This is a genomic window from Aquimarina rhabdastrellae, assembly GCA_947387485.1.
Lineage (GTDB): Bacteria > Bacteroidota > Bacteroidia > Flavobacteriales > Flavobacteriaceae > Aquimarina.
Genome location: CANDNT010000010.1, coordinates 81,601 through 98,769, shown reverse-complemented (window position 1 = coordinate 98,769; position 17,169 = coordinate 81,601). Strand labels below are relative to the sequence as shown.

Sequence of the window (17,169 nt, the reverse complement as noted above, 5' to 3'; positions counted from 1 at the left end):
ATAGCAAATTAATCATAAAAATCAATATACAACTATGTCAATGTACAATTACGGAATTGGGGGTAATGAAGTCAAAGTTGATGCTAGTGAAGCTATAGCTGAGATACCTTCAAATAGAACTTTGTTGATTCAAAAACTAACGAACGAACCGCCAGTAAGTCCAGAAGGAGTTAAAGGACTACAAACTGTAGAAGAAGTTTTCGATAAATTTGAACCTAAGGTAAACATAGAGTTTCAAGACGAAAATGGAACAGATATTAAGGAAACATTAGCTTTTAAGAATCTAGGAGATTTTGGATCAAAATCGATTAGAGAAAATAGTGAGTTTTTAAGCAAACTTAATATTGAAAAAGAACAAAACGCTAAAATTATACGTCAACTTACATCGAATAGAGGACTTAAAAAAGCGTTAGAAAATCCAGATACCAGAGCTGCTATTATAGAATTATTAGAAAATTCGGTTAAAGAAATCGAAGGAGCAAAATCATAATAATTCAATAATTACATTACATCATTAAATCATAAAAAAATCATGGCGGTAAAAGCTCAAGAACAACAAGTTGCTACGCAAAAACAAACTTCAAAAAAGGCAGTAGCATCTGTCGATGCATTGGCAGAATACGGAGGATTCTCATTTGTTGAAAATATAATAGATGGATTCTCAAACCTTAATCCAAAGAGAAAAGCTAGACGTAATATCTTTTTAAACGACGAGCAATGGGAGACTGAACGTAAAAACCTTACGAGCAGACTTAATGTTTGGTTAGAATTATTAAAGAGTGGTAAGGACGCAGAAGGAATGCGTGATATAGCTAAAGAGCGTTCTCAAAAAGCAGAAGAAACCTTAAATGTAAATTTAAGAAAAGCATTAAGTGCTACAGAAGAATTAGAAAGATCGTATAGATCTGTAGCCTTATTTTATAAAAATACAGAGTCTGATAAAGTAAAAAACATTACTATCCTTAATGCTGATATTGAGCAGATAAAGGATTTAGATAATACGTTATTTATCGATTATGTTTCAAATGAGTTGAAACAAAATTTTGATAGATTAGACTTGAGAAATAACTACGGAATTTTAAATATTCCAGGATATTTAGGCTCAAATGCAGTATTAGATAAATGGTCAAAAATTGCACACGATAATAAAACTATATTAGTAACTGACTTTCAGGATTTAGAGTCACCAGATGATGTAGTAGATATTTTCTTTAACGCAAACCATACAGGAGGAGATGTATATAAATCAAATACATTAATGACTTGTAACTGGTTATTAGGTAGATCAAAAGATGATATTGTAGGCGAAGAAGAAAACCTATATGTACCACCATCATCTGCACTTGCAGGTAAAATTTACAGCACATTAATGTCTCAGGTTGTTGCTGGTAAAAAATTCGGTGGAATAAATGAAGTAGAAAGTGTACGTTTTGATCTTAAGAAAAGCGAAATCTCAGAATTAGAAAAAATGGGATTAGTACCTATGGTCAATGAGTATAGTAAAGTAATGGCATTTTCTGCAAAGACTTTATTTAACGGAGATAATTTAGGACTTCAAACATACTCTGTAGTAAGAGTATTCGATCATATTACTAAGGTTCTTTTTGATTTCTTAAACAGAAGAGCTTTTGAAAATTGGACAACAAGAACTGAAGCAGATTTGAGAAGTCAAATCGTTAAGTTTTTGGATAGTATCCAAGGACCTTCAAGCTTAATAGAACGTTTTAAAGTAATGAAAATAGAACAGGATAAAAACCAAAAAGATCGTGTTTTATTAGACATACATATAACACCATATTTTCCTGCAAAAAGTTTTGTAATACAATTAGATGGTCACAAAGGAGATGGACCAGAAAATGCAGTATGGCATAGTGAATACAAGCAAGAATAATTAACAATATTCCGGAACACTAATCCATAAGGTAAAAATATGATTAGAGTACCCTTAATTTAAGGGTGCTCTACTATAGCTATACTCTATATTATAAAGTATAGCAGTATTTTGATATAATCATATTTGGTAATTACAAAATCATAGCGCAAATGAATTACTTAAAATTGCCATTGGACTTTTCTAATATGCTTAAAGGTAAGCCAAGGCAGAAATGTACTCTAGAAGAATCCATTGCTCAATACATCATGATGCAAATTACTTGTCGGTATGGAGAAGTAGCCGGAAGACACGATTTTGGTTCTGATATATGGGAATTAGAATTTAATCAATTAGTAAAATTATATGAGTGGGAAGAACGTGTAAAAACATCGATACTCACAGCTATTACTAAGTATGAAAAACGATTAAAAAATATCAAGGTAAATGTATCATTAAGTGAGATAGATACCGATGTAGATTCTAAGCATTACTCAGCCATAAGACGTAAAGCAATAATTGATGTCAAAGGAATAATGGAACATACAGGAGAGGTTTTTAAATTCAATACTACTGTATATGTGAGTCCATTATCTCAATAAGAATCCGAGATATGGTGGATAATCATTATAAAAAAATAAAAGAACGCATGAAAACGCGTTCTATGGAGTTATGGGGTATAGAAGACCATAAGTTTGTCGATCCTATCATAGAATTATTATTAGATGTTTTTTCTTATGAATTGTCCAAAATTCACCAAGAAATTAAATTGTCTGATGCTAAATTGTTAGAACGATTAGCAAAAATTCTTGTAGATAAAAACTGGTCCTTACCTATTCCTTCTCATGCATTATTACAGGCGAGACCTCTAGAAGAAATAGAAATAGTTGATGCTCATACACAATTGTATTTTCAAAAGCACACACAAGAAGGAATCATAGATGTGTTTTTTACTCCGATTAAAAAACATAAGCTTATCGATGCAAGGGTGTCTTGTAAAGTCTTTGATGAAAAATTAGTATTAGATACAGATACAGATTTTTTTATTTCTAGCAAAAGAGAGCATAGAATAGAAGAACAAACCATATGGATAGGTATTGATATTGCCGATTCTATATTAGAAACACTAGAAGAATTACCTGTAAGTGTATTGTTAAGAGATTCTAACTTAACACCATATTTAAAAGTGCTTAAAGTATGTGATATAGAACATAATGAAGTAGCAATAAAATTTGATCAAGAAGAAATAATATCTAGACCAGAACATTATTATGCGACGGTTATGCGTTTTTATCAGGATAACCTATATACACTTAACTTAAAAAATAGTACAAAGAAAAAACAAACTATAATCCAGAAGTTTGGAGCTACTTTTAATAACGAAGAATTAAAGGATTATGATAAAGCACTTTTTTGGTTAGCATTTAAATTTCCTGTTCCTTTTACCAAAGAAGAACTTGATAAAGTAGCGATTAATCTCAATACGTTCCCAATAGTAAATAGGAAAAAAGAGTACCGACAACATCAAATCAAAAGAAATGGTAAAATAGTTTCGCTACATGCCAATGAGTCCGAATATTTCTTGAATATAGAATCCTTAAAAGACAATTTGGGGAACGAATATGCTAGTGCTTTAGAAAATGATATTTCAGATTTGGCAGGATCATACTCTTTATATTTTGGAGACATTGAGCAATTTGATAAGAGAAATGCAAAAGCAGTGCTAAATCAAGTAATCCAAACTGTGAGAGAAGAAGGAAGTTCGTTCTCTGCTGTAGGATATGATCTACTAAATGCTTACCTCGAAGACCTTAATAAGAAACTTAATGAACTGGAGCAAAAAGTGAATTTTAGATATAAAAATGTTTCAGAAAGTAGCGATAAGCTATACTTATTAACAATACCACATCAAGAATCAGAAACTTATGAATGTGATTATTGGACAACTACAGGAACTTTTGCAAATACTATAAAATCAGGAACAATATGTAGTCAATATCAAACAGGGATATTACAAGCAGATAGCTTAAAACTACTCACAGATACTGTAGGAGGGAATATAAAAACAGGAAAGAAAGAAAAAATAAACAGCTTGAGATATGGATTAATTTCGAAAGATCGAATTGTGTCCAATGAAGATATCAAAGCTTTTATTAAAAAAAATATAGGAGAGACTATCTCTAAGATAACCATAAGCTCTGGAGTAGCGATTTCGCATAAAAGAAAACAAGGGTTGATACGTACCATTCATATTGAGATTGAAATGGATAACGATACCTATTTAACTAGTGAAAATAAGAAGCGGTTAGAGCATTATTTACAACGAGAATTAGAACACAAATCAATACATAATACACCATACTGTATTCATATAATATAATATAATAAATAATGATAGATAATAATTTTAGTCCAAGTTTACTATCGGCAGTACGACTAGCAAAATCATTAGCATCTCAAGCAGGACATACTTCTTATGGTGTGGCACATCTTGCTTTGGGAGTGTTATATGAGCCTACAGGAGTAAGTGATGTATTGATGAGTATGGGGAAAGATGTAGACTATCTTCAGGAGTGGTTTGAAATGCGTAAAGAGATGTACGAACCTCTATCGCATGATACCAAAGAAATGATACCAGATGATGAGGTAGAAAAAGTATTAGAAGAGTCAGAACGATCAAAACTTAAATTAGGAACAGATTATATTGACGGGATTTGTGTTTTTACAGCCATATTACGTAATGGAGTAATCTATAGTAATAAACAATTAGAAACACTAACAGTTACCGAAGAAGAGTTTTTTAATTTATATGATTCGCCTCTTTATGCAAGTAAAAGCTTAACAGAAGAAGAAAGTACAGAATATATTGAATCTATATCGCATTGTAGTAGTTTGATTACTCAAAAAAATATAGATGAAGGAAACCTTATTATAGGAAGAGATAAAGAAATTCGTAGTATTCTAGAAAGTTTAGAACGACAAGAAAATAGAGGAATACTTATCATAGGAGATTCTGGAGTAGGTAAAACAGGAGTCATAAAAGGACTAATTACACATATTGCAGCTTCAAAAAATCCTATGCTAGCAGAAAAACAAGTATTAGGACTTAATGCATCAAAACTGTTGGCTAATAGTGCCAATGTTAATGAGGTTTCAAAGAAATTAAGTGATCTTTTTGATAAAGTAGAGAAGTTAGATAATTGTATTCTTATTATCGATAATATCGAAATTTTATTAGAAGGGAATCAAGGGAACTCTAATACGATAACTAACCTGATCTCAGCACAATTAAATGACGGAAGCATAAATTTGATTACAACGATAACACCAGATGCATATCGTAAAATCATAGAAAAACATGCTATACATAGAAAGCTAGAACTAATAGAATTAGAAGAGTTAGAGCATGAAATGTTATTAAAGTGTTTAGAAAATCACAGAATCAAGCTTACAGCATATTATCAATTAAAGATAGAAGAAAAAGCTATAGACGAAGCAGTACAATATTCAAAACGATACTTTAAAGAAAATAAATTACCCTATGGAGCAATTGATCTATTAGATAGAACATTAGCTGCGGTAAAAATGAGTAATACCAATGCCGAAAAAGAAATAGAGGCATTACAACAACAATTAAAAGCTATACCTAAACAAACGGATAAAACAATTACAGAATTAAAATTCTTATACCGTTTAGCAATAGATAGAATCAGTCCAGTAATACTTAATAATATTAAGAATACTTATGAGATTTTGGCAATAGAGAATGAAGAAGAACTCGATACAAAATTAAATGCATACCTACGAGAAGCTGCAGTAATAGCCAAAGAACCAATAAAAGAAATAACAACGCACGAAGTATCTGCACTAGTAGCACATTTAACAGGAATTCCGATAGGGAAGATTCAAGCCGAAGAAAAAGAACGTTTGTTAATGATAGAAGAACGTTTGCAAGAACGTGTTAAAGGACAAAATCATGCAATTACTACCTTATCTGATGCTATTATTGAATCACGAAGTGGATTGAGTAATCCTAAACAACCAATAGGATCATTTTTCTTTTTAGGACCTACAGGTACAGGTAAAACAGAATTGACAAAATCACTAGCAGAACTTCTTTTTGACGATGAAAATGCGATGATACGATTTGATATGTCAGAGTTTAAAGAAGAACACTCAGCAGCTTTGTTATACGGAGCACCTCCTGGATATGTGGGATATGAAGAAGGAGGAATGTTGGTTAATAAAATTAGACAAAAACCATATGCAATAGTATTATTTGACGAGATAGAAAAGGCACATAGTTCTGTTTATGATGTGTTTCTTCAGATTATGGACGAAGGACAAATTCATGATAAATTAGGAAGAGAAGGAGACTTTTCTAATTCGATAATCATCTTTACTTCAAATATAGGAAGCCAATGGATATCAGATCAGTTTGATGAAGGAAAAATACCAGCTTCAAATCAATTAATAGAAGTGATGAGTAATCATTTTAGACCAGAGTTTTTAGGTAGACTAACAGAGGTTGTTCCATTTGCGCCAATAGATGAGCAGATAGCGCAACTCATATTTACATTACAGTTTAGACGATTGAAAGAGCAATTGCAGACACAAAAAGATATTGAGATTAATCTATCAGATGAAGCTTTGAAATATCTATCAGGTAAAGGATATTCAAAAAAATATGGAGCTAGACCAATTGCAGGAGTGATACGTACATATCTTAAAAAAGCAGTGTCAAGAATGATAGTAGCAGAAAGTATTGTAGCAGGAGATCGTATACTAGTGGATTATAAAGACGAAAGTTTGATCTGGGAAAAGCTATAGAGATGGGAAGCTATTTAGACGACATAAAAAAGAGTGAAATCAATGGCTATGTAGCAGAAGTTTTCTATGAAGAACTAAAATTTATTTTAGGAGAAAACTATGAGGATCAGCAGATATGGATTAAGAATCATGGAATGAACAGTAGAGCATATTCAAAAGATGTGTTAGATACAACCAACTATGATTATTTGAGTATGCAATTACATCAAGATACTATTTATATCCATTTAAGTCGTAATAGCATTTATCATCAATTACCAGAGATTTTATTTCACCCTCTTGTGATTAGTAATCCATCAATGAGTAATAGAGAAGTTGTAGAAGCTATTAAAGAAAATAAACGAAAAGAAGAAGCCAATATACATTTCTTTATTCCATTTGATACTCAAATTTTTGAACAAAAATTAAAACTTAGTAATCGACATCTCAACATTTTTACAGATGCTTATGCAAGACAAAATTTGTTTACTCTAGCCAAGGATGTCATAGATAAGGAGATTCCGCTTACCAAAGCACAATTTTATAAGCTGTTCTTAAACTTATGTAATGCAGAAGTTCTTAAAGAAAATTTACCAGAGCTAGAGAAATTATTGAGAACTATTATAGGATTAACAATCAAGTTAGAATACAGACCGTGTGTATTACAAAAGAGCCCTTTTAAAGTAATAGGAGAAGGGATTTTAGGATATACACTAGGAACTCAAGGTAATGTAGTAAGTGAATATGATGATATATATGCTACAATTCTATTAGAAGAACAATTGACATATAAAGAGTTAAAGAGAAATAAACGTATCATTCAAAGCATATTAGAGTTCTTTGTTTTGGCCTATCGAGAAATAAAGATTCAATATCGTTTTATCTCTAGTCAAGAAATGACTTTGGGGATGAATTATTTAGGATACGATACGATTGTTTGTGGAAAAACTATAAAACATAATAAAACTAAAGAAGCAATAGAAGCACTAGAAAAAAGTAAAACCAATATTCTAGAACCTATAGCTTAAAAAATTATATAGATAAACAAATGAGCACACTAATACCATTTTTTCTAAAATACTTATTAGCACCAATAATTATCGTTGTAGCAACATTTGCTTTAAACTATGTGTCAAAAGGGGTTGCTGTATTGAAATTAAGAAAGCTAATCTTTTTTGTATTACTAACTGCCATTATATTAACCTTACCGAGTCTTTTAGGTTTTTTAAAATACGAATTTGTCTGGGGAGGATTAATCATTAATATTATATGTTATATCACCTTAGGGATGATGTTTAATTGGTTTTCAAAATCAAAAACATTTAAATCTATAGGGCTTAAAGACACTCATCCTTGGTTGATAATGTTAGCCTTATTTATTACAGTAATATTAGCAGGGTGGTTATATTATTTGGTATTCTCATGGGCTAATAAATTAGGCTATGCTATATGGGCTATGCTTACTGTAATATGGTTCTTAGTACCTCCATTTTACGTGTTTACACGCAGTATGTTTTTACAAATTCCAAGTCCATTTTACAAGCTATGGATTATTGATAAAGAAGTAAATGATGATGAGTACTGGAGTAATGTAGACACTTTTAGATTAATGCAAGTAACCGTAAAAATCAAGCGTTTGCCAGAATCTAAGCAATATGCATCATTTTCTGTAAAGCTACCCGAAGATGTCACCTTAGGAAAATGGTTTAATCGATTTGTAGAAGACCAAAACATTAGATTTCCTAATAATGTTATTCAAACAGAAGATGAAGAGGGAAGTTTTGGATGGATCTTATATACGAGTAAATGGTTACCAATACCAATTTTTACAAGAATGCTCGATTTTGAAGAAGATGTAATTTTTAACCGAATAAAAAACAAAGCAGTTTTATATGTGAGAAGAGTATCAAAAAATGGAGAAGAAGGAACTGACCAAATTATAGGATGATTATGGAAGATTTAGCAAAATTAGAAGTTAAAACTAACAGCATAGTAAATAGAAAAGTATAAGCATAATTCTATTATATAGAAAGTATAAAGTACAGAACAATTAATCAATAAGAATCATAAAATCAAAACAAACAAACCCTCAAAACAATACACGAATGGCACACACAAATCATTATGCAATTAATTGGACAGATGGGGTTAAAATTACTAAAGACCATTTTACAGAAAGTTATTTTAATACAGTAGAAAATATAAGAGAAGCTACAGCTGCTCAAATCCATACCTATGATTATGGCTTATTAAAAAGTAGAGAAAATGCACCATCATCGCTAGAATTAGAAATACATACACATACCCAAGAACGATTAGAAATACGTTTACAAAATTGTAATGCAGTAACAGCAGGAGGTTGTAGAATTGAGTTTTCATCAATGATGTATGGAGAAGAATTACCAGCTGCTATAATAGAATCAAAAGATATAGATGTAAATAGTAATTTAGAATTTTATTTAATGCTTACTGTTAATCCTTTTGAATTAGTGCCAATAGGAGAACCAGATCCAGAAGTAATACCATTACATCATCCATATGTATTGCCTAAAATTAATTTGAATATTATTCCTGAAAATCAATTCAATACCAATTTCTTTGAAAAATATTATTTATTAGTTGGGAAAATTCAGTGGAAGAACGGAAGCTTTATTATAGATCAAAAATATATTCCGCCAGTATCAAGAATACGATATCATAAATCATTACATGCGTTTAGTAAACGTATTGCACAAGTGTTAATCAACCTTCGCAATTATTCTATTATTATACAGAAAAAGAATAAAGAAAAATATCAAACCAATTCATTAGTACGCAACACATTTTCATTAACAAATAAAGTGATGGATTTTGTGAGTCAGCATACGTTTGAATTCAATCAATTGATCGAAGAACAACCACCGATATACATTGCTCAAAAAGTATCTATACTCGCTAATTATCTATCTACAGCCTTAGCTATAATGGAAGAGGTAGATAAAGAAAAGTTATTGCAATATTATTATGAATGGATAGATGTTAAACCGTCTGATTTTGAATCTACTCTAGGTGATTTAATTGGTTTGCAATACGACCATAATGATATCAATAAAATGATAGATACAGTAGATTATTTTATAGCTATAATTGATCGTTTATGGAAACGTTTAAGCGATTTAGAATATATAGGACAGCGTAAAGATAATATTGTGATTAGTGAAGAAAGTATAAGTATAAAAGAACCAGAGAAGAGCAGATCTTGGTCTATAATCGATTAAAGCTTAATTCATGAAACCATTAAATTATAAAGAAAGAAAACGCTCAACTGTACAGTTTGTTATTGTTTTTGTAGTCTGTTTGTTTGTAGTGTTTTGGAGTAGTTTTGTCTCCTTATACACAGGAAAAAAAGGAATCGAAGTTTTAGAAAAAAAACATGCAGAATATAACGAGGTTTTTGAAAAGCAAGCAGCGATAACTTTTGATATGGATAACATTATAAAAATGTTATATCAGTTAAAAAATAAAAAACGTACGCTTAACGAACACAAACAGTTTCAAGGGTTGATTTCTAATCTAAGAAGAGATATAGAAACTAAAATTATTATTACCGAAGAACTTATTGATGCAGAGCAGTTTCAATTGTATAAAGAACTATTAGCTCAAATAAAAGAAATTCAAACTACGGTCGATAATTACGAAAACGAAGCAGAAGAATATCTATACAATAAAGAGCTACTAGAGAAATGTAGAGAAAAGTATAGAGCGATAGAATTAAAAACAAAAAAATAGCAAATACCAATCCATTACTCCCATGAAATTAGACAATTTAAGTGAAGTTTTTTGGCGAAAGATTAAATATGTACTCCTGTTTACCCTTTCTGTAATCTTGATTTATATCATACAGACCAAGTTTATGTTAAAAATCCCGGTAGTTGATAATAATGAATTGTTAGACGCTATTCAAGACTATGAGGTGATTATTGATAAACAAAAAGATTATGCAGTAAAAATTAAAGAAATTCATGAAGAGATTACTGCCATGGAATTTGATATTCATCAAGTTCAAAAGCAAGACGAAATTAATAAAAAGATATTCGGCATAAGATCGGTTTATAAGGATAATAAGATGAATTCAAAATATATGTTCGGAATTCAATCGGCAAATATTCTTCAGATCTATTTTAATACCAGAGAAGAGCACAGTTCTTTGCTTAGAAATAAGAAAGTGATAGTAGATAATCTCAATGAGTGTAAAGCAAATATTTAAAAACAGATGAGATTAGATAGAAAAATAGTCATAGCCTTATTTATCTTATTAATTATAATAGCTGCTGCGATTGCAATATGGATGCCTTTTGCGAGTAAAATGAGCAATCTGGATTTCTATATACACGATTCAAATTTAAATTATCATTACGAGATTAATGAGAAATTGGCTTTTGTAGTAAATGATAGTAGTGAGTTTAGAGATAGAAAAACTGTATGGTATTTTGGTAATGGAGATACTTTAATGAGACCCAAAGAAGCTAAATATGCTTTTGATGAAAAAGGGAAATATATGATAACCCTTGAGGTTGATGATAAATATAAGGTTTCAAAATATATAGAAATTATATCCTTACCACAAAAAAAAGCAATAGATTCTATACCCAAGATACATGGGATAGATGTAGGGTATGTAGGAGAAGAGTTAGTGTTTTCTTCATATGCACCAGGTGTCGACTCGTGGTTTTGGGAGTTTGGAGAAACAGGAACAGTAGATGCTTATGAAGGTCAGGTTGTTTATGTATATAAAGAACCAGGTGATTATATAGTAAAGCTGAAAACCAATACAGCTCGCTATCCAGTATATCATAATATAAAGATCTTACCCTTGTTTGAGGCCATAGCAGATTCTGACCCAGTAGATTCATTGTCCCTTGCTCAGAATGATATCAAGAAGCGATTGCAAGCGATAGCAGATGCTACAATCAAAGAAAAAAAGATTTACTACAGAAACCTTAAGCATATAGAACAACGATATACTTGTAATGATGCAGATGAGGTAGTAGTAGTAGTCAATGGAGATCGGTATAATGATTTATACAGTTACTGTCAAGGACTACATTACTTAGAAGGAAAAGGGAGTAAGACATTAGAGATAAATCAAGTAGCTATAGACACTTTTAACTGTCTTAAACGAATAGAAGTAATACAAAGCGTTATAAATAAATGATTTCGTATATAAAGTATAATAATAGAATATTGGGGTTAAAAAAATGTTATATAACTATAACAGCATTTATATTAAACGCTTTGTTTTTTACGACAGTAGAAGCACAAGTAAAGAAATATGAGAAGGTAGATAAGGTTGATCGTAGTACATATAATTTTTTAGATAGCTATGAACCTCACAAAAGACAAAAAAAAGATAAAGAGTTTTATAAAGTATATTCAGATAGGGCACATAATAATGTGTATTTAGATGCTTATGCGCAAAAAAAAGGAGAAGAACAACAATTCTTATCACCGTATTATGTTATTAATCAGGAAAATGATTTTTATGAATTAGTAAAGGCAGATCCTAGTATTATAGGGAAACCTAAAGGAATATTTGCATTTTTATCTAGTGGGAAATATACTTTTTCTGATGCAAAAACAGTACCGTATGTAGGATGGATACACAAAGATAATTTGTTACATTTTGGACATCCTAAACTTAGCGAGTATAACTATAGACCTAAGAGATATGTTTTAGGAATTCAAGATTTAAATACCTTATATCAAATAAAAGAACATGTTAAAAAAGATTCGGTAACGATATATAAAGATCCTATGTTTAAAGAAAAACAAGGCTCAAAAATGTTAATGAATCAGATCGTGTATCTTTATAAATATAACGAAAAGAGGACAGCAGCATTAGTTTCTAATACAAAGAAAATCATGCCACTTGATTCTTTAAAACAAAAAATAGGATGGGTTCCTAGTGCATTAGTAAAAGCTATAGGTCAACAACAGGTTTTTGCAGTAAATAATACAGATAGTATACAAGTTGTTACAGAAGATAGTATTCAAAATAAATACATAAAAACTAGAGCTATAGAGGGACAATACCTCTTTAATTTAGAAGCAAATCATCCACAAATAGTACAAGAAAAAGATACAGTTCCTATAGGAATTCCATTAAGTGTATGGAATCATTATGATAATAAATTGATAAATGTCGATGGAGGAGATGTTTTTATACGAGAGATAGAACGAATTAAAAAAGAGCATAAAGTCCTTAACTTCCATTTAGCATTTGATTGTAGTGAAGATATTAGAAGAAAACAATTAATGATATTAACTTCGTTACAGCGTATATGGTTGACACTTACAGAAAGTGAAAAATATAAAGGATATAAAATAAGCTTTAGTGCAAGTTCATTTGGTTGTGGTAAATTTTACACCTTTCCCAAAAGTGAATCCTTTTCGGCTTGGATTGATTATTTACAAAAAGTTTTTTTAGAAGATGAAACTGTAGAAACACAAAAGCGTAATATAGAAGGAATTGCACAATGTTTTGACTATGCACTAGAAGGTATTCCTAGTAAAAGCTTTTCAAATACAATAATCTTAGTATCAGGAGCAAAAAAATATTATGCACCATCCTATATAACACCAATAATACATAAATTAGGAGAAACCTCTTCTAGATTGATTTTTTACCAATTAGAAAGTAAAGCATCAGATACTTATCAAGAATATATCTTACAATCAAAGGCAATATTAAATAATGTAGGTAAATCACACGCCGATTTTATAAGAGCATATATAGTAGATAATGACTTGATCAAGAGTAATAATACGTTTGTTAATATTCCAGCACAGGATAATATCTATGTGTATGATGCGCCCAAACACAGTACATATCAAGGAGGAATAGCTTTCCCTAAAATAAATAAAAGTCTATTACCTACATCTTTTGATACTACATTAGATTCGGTACTTACTAAAACAATAGCTTTTAACGATACGTTTATAAAATCATTAGAGCATTATGCTGCAGAATTAGGGTTTTTAAGAAGTAAACCTGGACAACAGATTACATCAATGATTCTTAAAGATTCTATATACAATAACAAAGTTGATTTCTTGCCCAGGAACTTTATGTATGAACGTTATTATGAAGACGAACAGTTGAGTATAGCAGACAATACAGATTTAAGATCAGGATACTTACTTAATAAAAAAGAATTAGAAAATTTAATAGACAATTATAAGGCTTTAATACCGCTTTTTGCGAAAGAAAACCTTAAACGAAAAGAGCGAAGAGTAGTCTATAGAATGTATAAAACATATATTAAAAAGATCAATGAAAGTATGCTGAAGAAAAGCTTGAGAAAGCGAGAAGTTGTTGCAGAATTAATTTTTGCAAAAACAGGCTTACCAGTGCAGAATGAACTTTTTCATAGATTAAAAATTAGACATATAAAACGCAGAGTAAAATCATCTTTTGATGAATTTACTATTGTAATAAAAACATTACGTAAAAAAATAGAAGTATTAGAAGAAAAATTGGTTGATGATAATACCGAAATCTATTTAGACGGAAGTCGAGAAAAATACTATTTCATAAGCACCCAAGATATTTTATAGCTATGAGTACCACAACAGATTTACCAATACATGAGGTGATCTTAAGGATCATGTATTTTGAAGATAAAGAAAAGCCAGCAACACTTTCGCCAGAAGATATTTTATGGAAAATAGATAATCCAGAAATCACAGAGCGCTATGTAAAAGAAGTATTAAATTGGTTAGTAAGAGAACGTAAAGTAACTACATATCTCAATAAATATACATTAGACAGGTATGAGTTTTTAGAATTAAAAACAAGATTTGCAGCTATAGATGATGACGAAGAGATAACAACTTTTTATATAGACCCAGAACCAGAAGGGTTTTCGTTTAAAAAATGGAAACATCGTATTTTTTTAGGAATAGGAGTGCTATTAGTGTTAATTATGACTTATCTGTTTGTAAAAATGCAAAGAGATTATCAGTTATCAACAGTGACTCCGCCTATTTCAACGATAGAAGAAAGAGTACCAAGTATGAAAAAACTGTATGTAGCACATGGAGAAGATGTTGCTCTAGAGGAAAAATTCAATGGTATTTCGTATTCCTTTTTGATGCAGAATAACAACAATAGAGTAATGAGTAATGAAGTTTCTGTATTGTATAAAAAGATAGATAGTCTACATCAACATTATCAAAATGAGATTAATCAAATGCAATTAAAAGTAGATAAAAATATTAATTACAATATTGAATATACCAATGGTATTATTAAAAAGATAATGGTATGTAATGTATTGTTTTTAGGATTAATAGTGATTGTGTTTTTTAGAAAGCGATAGTAAATTATTTAAAGAAGAATAAATTAATAATAAAGATATTTATGCAATTGTTTTTACTTCATTTTGCAGGAGGAAATTGTTATTCCTATGATTTTTTACGAAAGAAGATAGGAAGTTATACCTTTAAAACTTATGCTCTAGAATTACCAGGCAGAGGAAAAAGATTTGGCGAAGATTTAATCACAGACAAAATTGAAGCTATAGAAGACTATGTAAGTCAGATATGTAAGCTAAGAAATGCTGAACCTTATATTATATATGGACATAGCATGGGAGCTACGTTAGGGCTATCTGTAACAAAAAGAATGGAAGAAAAAGGAGATGCTCCAGTACAATTAATTGTATCAGGTAATGCAGGTCCAGGAGCTAAAGAAAAGGATGAGAATGGTAAAATTATTGAAAAAGAGAAAAGATATCTGTTACCAGATAACGATTTCCAAGATGTTTTGAGAGAATTAGGAGGAGTACCCGAAGAAGTTTTAACTAATGAAGAATTATATGAGTTTTTTAATCCAATTATAAGAGCAGACTTTCAAATATTAGAAGAAAAAGAAGGAATAGAAGAAGAGATGATAATAAAGACTCCTATTCATGCTATTATGGGAGATCAAGAAAAAACATCTGATCAAATCGAAAATTGGAAGCAATTTACAATATCATCTTTTAAAAATAATATTTTACCAGGACATCATTTTTTTATATATAACCAAACCAAGGAGATTGTTAATATAATAGCACGATATAACAAGATAACAATGTATTAAGCAGAATAAAAAATGTTAAAAATAATTAGGATTCTATAGAAGAATTAAGATTAGATATAATTTTTGATTTACATTGAATAAAAGCATAAACGAATAAATAATTGTATTAATTATTTCCTATTATTTCTTTATGGCGATTATTTAAATTTTTCCAATTCATATTTGTTGTTGGATTTAAAAAGTTTTTATAGGCGAGAGACATTTGTCGTGCTGCTTCTGTAGCATTCATCTTTCCAGTAGCAGTACCCATTCCAGGGCAAAGTACTTTCTCTATTCTAATATTATTGTTTTTATTGTAATTAGTAACGGCAGTTAACATAGCAAAGAAAGCATTATAAACGTTATCTGTTTTAGATATGTCAGAAGGAACTCGCATGGTAGGTGTATGAGCAAGAAATGGATGATATTCATTTTCTGTAAATACAATAAAAGATGTTCCTATTGACTGTTCTCCATAAAAATCTTTTTGAATTCTTCTTTGAACAGCATATTGGATTTTCATCCCAAAATAGTTTCGAATAGCAAGATCAATTCCTCCGTCCATTAGACCAAAAGAATTTGCAGGACTAACTAAACAATCAAATTCTTTTACATATTCAAATTTTCCATGGATTATTTTGATGTTAGATAAATCTTTAAAAGCTTTTTCTATAGGAGATAAAATTGATAAGATGGAGATACACTAGAGAAATATTTGATTTATAATTAAATTTCAGCGATAATACCATCTTTTACGTTGATTTTAGAATACCAGTCTAAATCATAACTTCCATCTTCTGCTATTTGATTATTAACAAAAACTTTATCTCCTATAAAATATCTCTTAGGATTCAAACAATGGATTTTGATTAATCCATGTTTCGTAGAATATTCTTTAATGGTCCAATCATTTTTTTCATTTTTTGATTCATCGGTAGATATATCTTCGATATATTCTTTTTGTAAAAAATCAAAAACATTTTTTAATGTTTGAATTTCTTTTATAATGAAAGCTTCATTCATTAAAGTTAAATAATTTTCAGTACCATCAATATTTAGAATTAGAAAATTTTCATCTAAAAAACCTAATCTATAAAAAAATGAACTATCATTAGATTCGATTAAAATAGAATCATTACCTAAATAATCCCAATGAACTTTTTTTACTTTTCCGTTATTAGAAATTAATAATTGATTTTCATTTCTAAAAATATATACTGTTTTTGAACTTTTTAAATCGTCTACTAATACCCAAAATTTGTCTTTAAGTTTAGAATTACTTTCAAGTTTATTGGAAAATTTTTTGATTTTATTAATTATTTCAGATATGTAAATATTCATTCTGTTTTATAAATAAGAATTCTATGAGGTTATTGAATACAATTTA

At 29.8% G+C, this 17,169-nt stretch carries 16 protein-coding genes; 14 read left to right on the top strand and 2 right to left on the bottom strand.

Annotated features, from left to right (window positions below):
• The first annotated feature begins 40 nt into the window (after window positions 1–40).
• From ACYEKI_RS14800 to ACYEKI_RS14735, 14 genes are all read left to right on the top strand, one after another.
• Window positions 41–490, top strand: coding sequence for a hypothetical protein (locus ACYEKI_RS14800; RefSeq protein WP_459211977.1), 450 nt, complete (start codon window positions 41–43; stop codon window positions 488–490).
• A 42-nt stretch (window positions 491–532) separates the two neighbouring features.
• Window positions 533–1,891 (top strand): DUF5458 family protein, encoded by a 1,359-nt coding sequence (locus tag ACYEKI_RS14795; RefSeq protein ID WP_459211976.1) that lies wholly within the window; start codon window positions 533–535, stop codon window positions 1,889–1,891.
• 152 nt (window positions 1,892–2,043) lie between these two features.
• Complete coding sequence (locus tag ACYEKI_RS14790) at window positions 2,044–2,472, top strand: GPW/gp25 family protein (protein ID WP_459211975.1); 429 nt, start codon at window positions 2,044–2,046, stop codon at window positions 2,470–2,472.
• A 47-nt stretch (window positions 2,473–2,519) separates the two neighbouring features.
• On the top strand, window positions 2,520–4,250 hold the full coding sequence (locus ACYEKI_RS14785) for a type VI secretion system baseplate subunit TssF (protein ID WP_459211974.1): 1,731 nt from the start codon (window positions 2,520–2,522) through the stop codon (window positions 4,248–4,250).
• Between the two features lie 11 nt (window positions 4,251–4,261).
• Window positions 4,262–6,700, top strand: a complete 2,439-nt coding sequence (locus ACYEKI_RS14780) for an AAA family ATPase (RefSeq protein WP_459211973.1) — start codon at window positions 4,262–4,264, stop codon at window positions 6,698–6,700.
• A 2-nt stretch (window positions 6,701–6,702) separates the two neighbouring features.
• Window positions 6,703–7,707, top strand: a complete 1,005-nt coding sequence (locus ACYEKI_RS14775; protein WP_459211972.1) for a hypothetical protein — start codon at window positions 6,703–6,705, stop codon at window positions 7,705–7,707.
• Window positions 7,708–7,727: 20 nt separating this feature from the next.
• Window positions 7,728–8,627 carry a TssN family type VI secretion system protein gene (locus ACYEKI_RS14770; RefSeq protein ID WP_459211971.1) on the top strand — a complete coding sequence of 300 codons (900 nt, stop codon included), beginning with the start codon at window positions 7,728–7,730 and terminating at the stop codon, window positions 8,625–8,627.
• Window positions 8,628–8,784: 157 nt separating this feature from the next.
• Window positions 8,785–9,936 (top strand): hypothetical protein, encoded by a 1,152-nt coding sequence (locus tag ACYEKI_RS14765; RefSeq protein ID WP_459211970.1) that lies wholly within the window; start codon window positions 8,785–8,787, stop codon window positions 9,934–9,936.
• A 10-nt stretch (window positions 9,937–9,946) separates the two neighbouring features.
• Window positions 9,947–10,447: a hypothetical protein gene (locus ACYEKI_RS14760; protein ID WP_459211969.1), complete on the top strand. Its 501-nt coding sequence runs from the start codon at window positions 9,947–9,949 to the stop codon at window positions 10,445–10,447.
• Window positions 10,448–10,469: 22 nt separating this feature from the next.
• Complete coding sequence (gene tssO, locus ACYEKI_RS14755) at window positions 10,470–10,925, top strand: type VI secretion system TssO (RefSeq protein ID WP_459211968.1); 456 nt, start codon at window positions 10,470–10,472, stop codon at window positions 10,923–10,925.
• 6 nt (window positions 10,926–10,931) lie between these two features.
• Window positions 10,932–11,873, top strand: coding sequence for a PKD domain-containing protein (locus tag ACYEKI_RS14750; protein ID WP_459211967.1), 942 nt, complete (start codon window positions 10,932–10,934; stop codon window positions 11,871–11,873).
• On the top strand, window positions 11,870–14,275 hold the full coding sequence (gene tssR / locus ACYEKI_RS14745) for a type VI secretion system protein TssR domain-containing protein (protein WP_459211966.1): 2,406 nt from the start codon (window positions 11,870–11,872) through the stop codon (window positions 14,273–14,275). Before ACYEKI_RS14750 ends, tssR begins: the two co-directional genes overlap by 4 nt.
• Window positions 14,276–14,277: 2 nt before the next feature.
• Window positions 14,278–15,039, top strand: coding sequence for a DUF5457 domain-containing protein (locus ACYEKI_RS14740; protein ID WP_459211965.1), 762 nt, complete (start codon window positions 14,278–14,280; stop codon window positions 15,037–15,039).
• 41 nt (window positions 15,040–15,080) lie between these two features.
• Window positions 15,081–15,803 carry a thioesterase II family protein gene (locus tag ACYEKI_RS14735; RefSeq protein WP_459211964.1) on the top strand — a complete coding sequence of 241 codons (723 nt, stop codon included), beginning with the start codon at window positions 15,081–15,083 and terminating at the stop codon, window positions 15,801–15,803.
• 106 nt (window positions 15,804–15,909) lie between these two features.
• On the opposite strand, the gene ACYEKI_RS14730 is transcribed toward ACYEKI_RS14735, so the two are convergent.
• Window positions 15,910–16,416: a macro domain-containing protein gene (locus tag ACYEKI_RS14730; RefSeq protein WP_459212026.1), complete on the bottom strand. Its 507-nt coding sequence runs from the start codon at window positions 16,414–16,416 to the stop codon at window positions 15,910–15,912.
• Between the two features lie 92 nt (window positions 16,417–16,508).
• On the bottom strand, window positions 16,509–17,123 hold the full coding sequence (locus ACYEKI_RS14725; protein WP_459211963.1) for a hypothetical protein: 615 nt from the start codon (window positions 17,121–17,123) through the stop codon (window positions 16,509–16,511).
• Window positions 17,124–17,169: the final 46 nt, after the last annotated feature.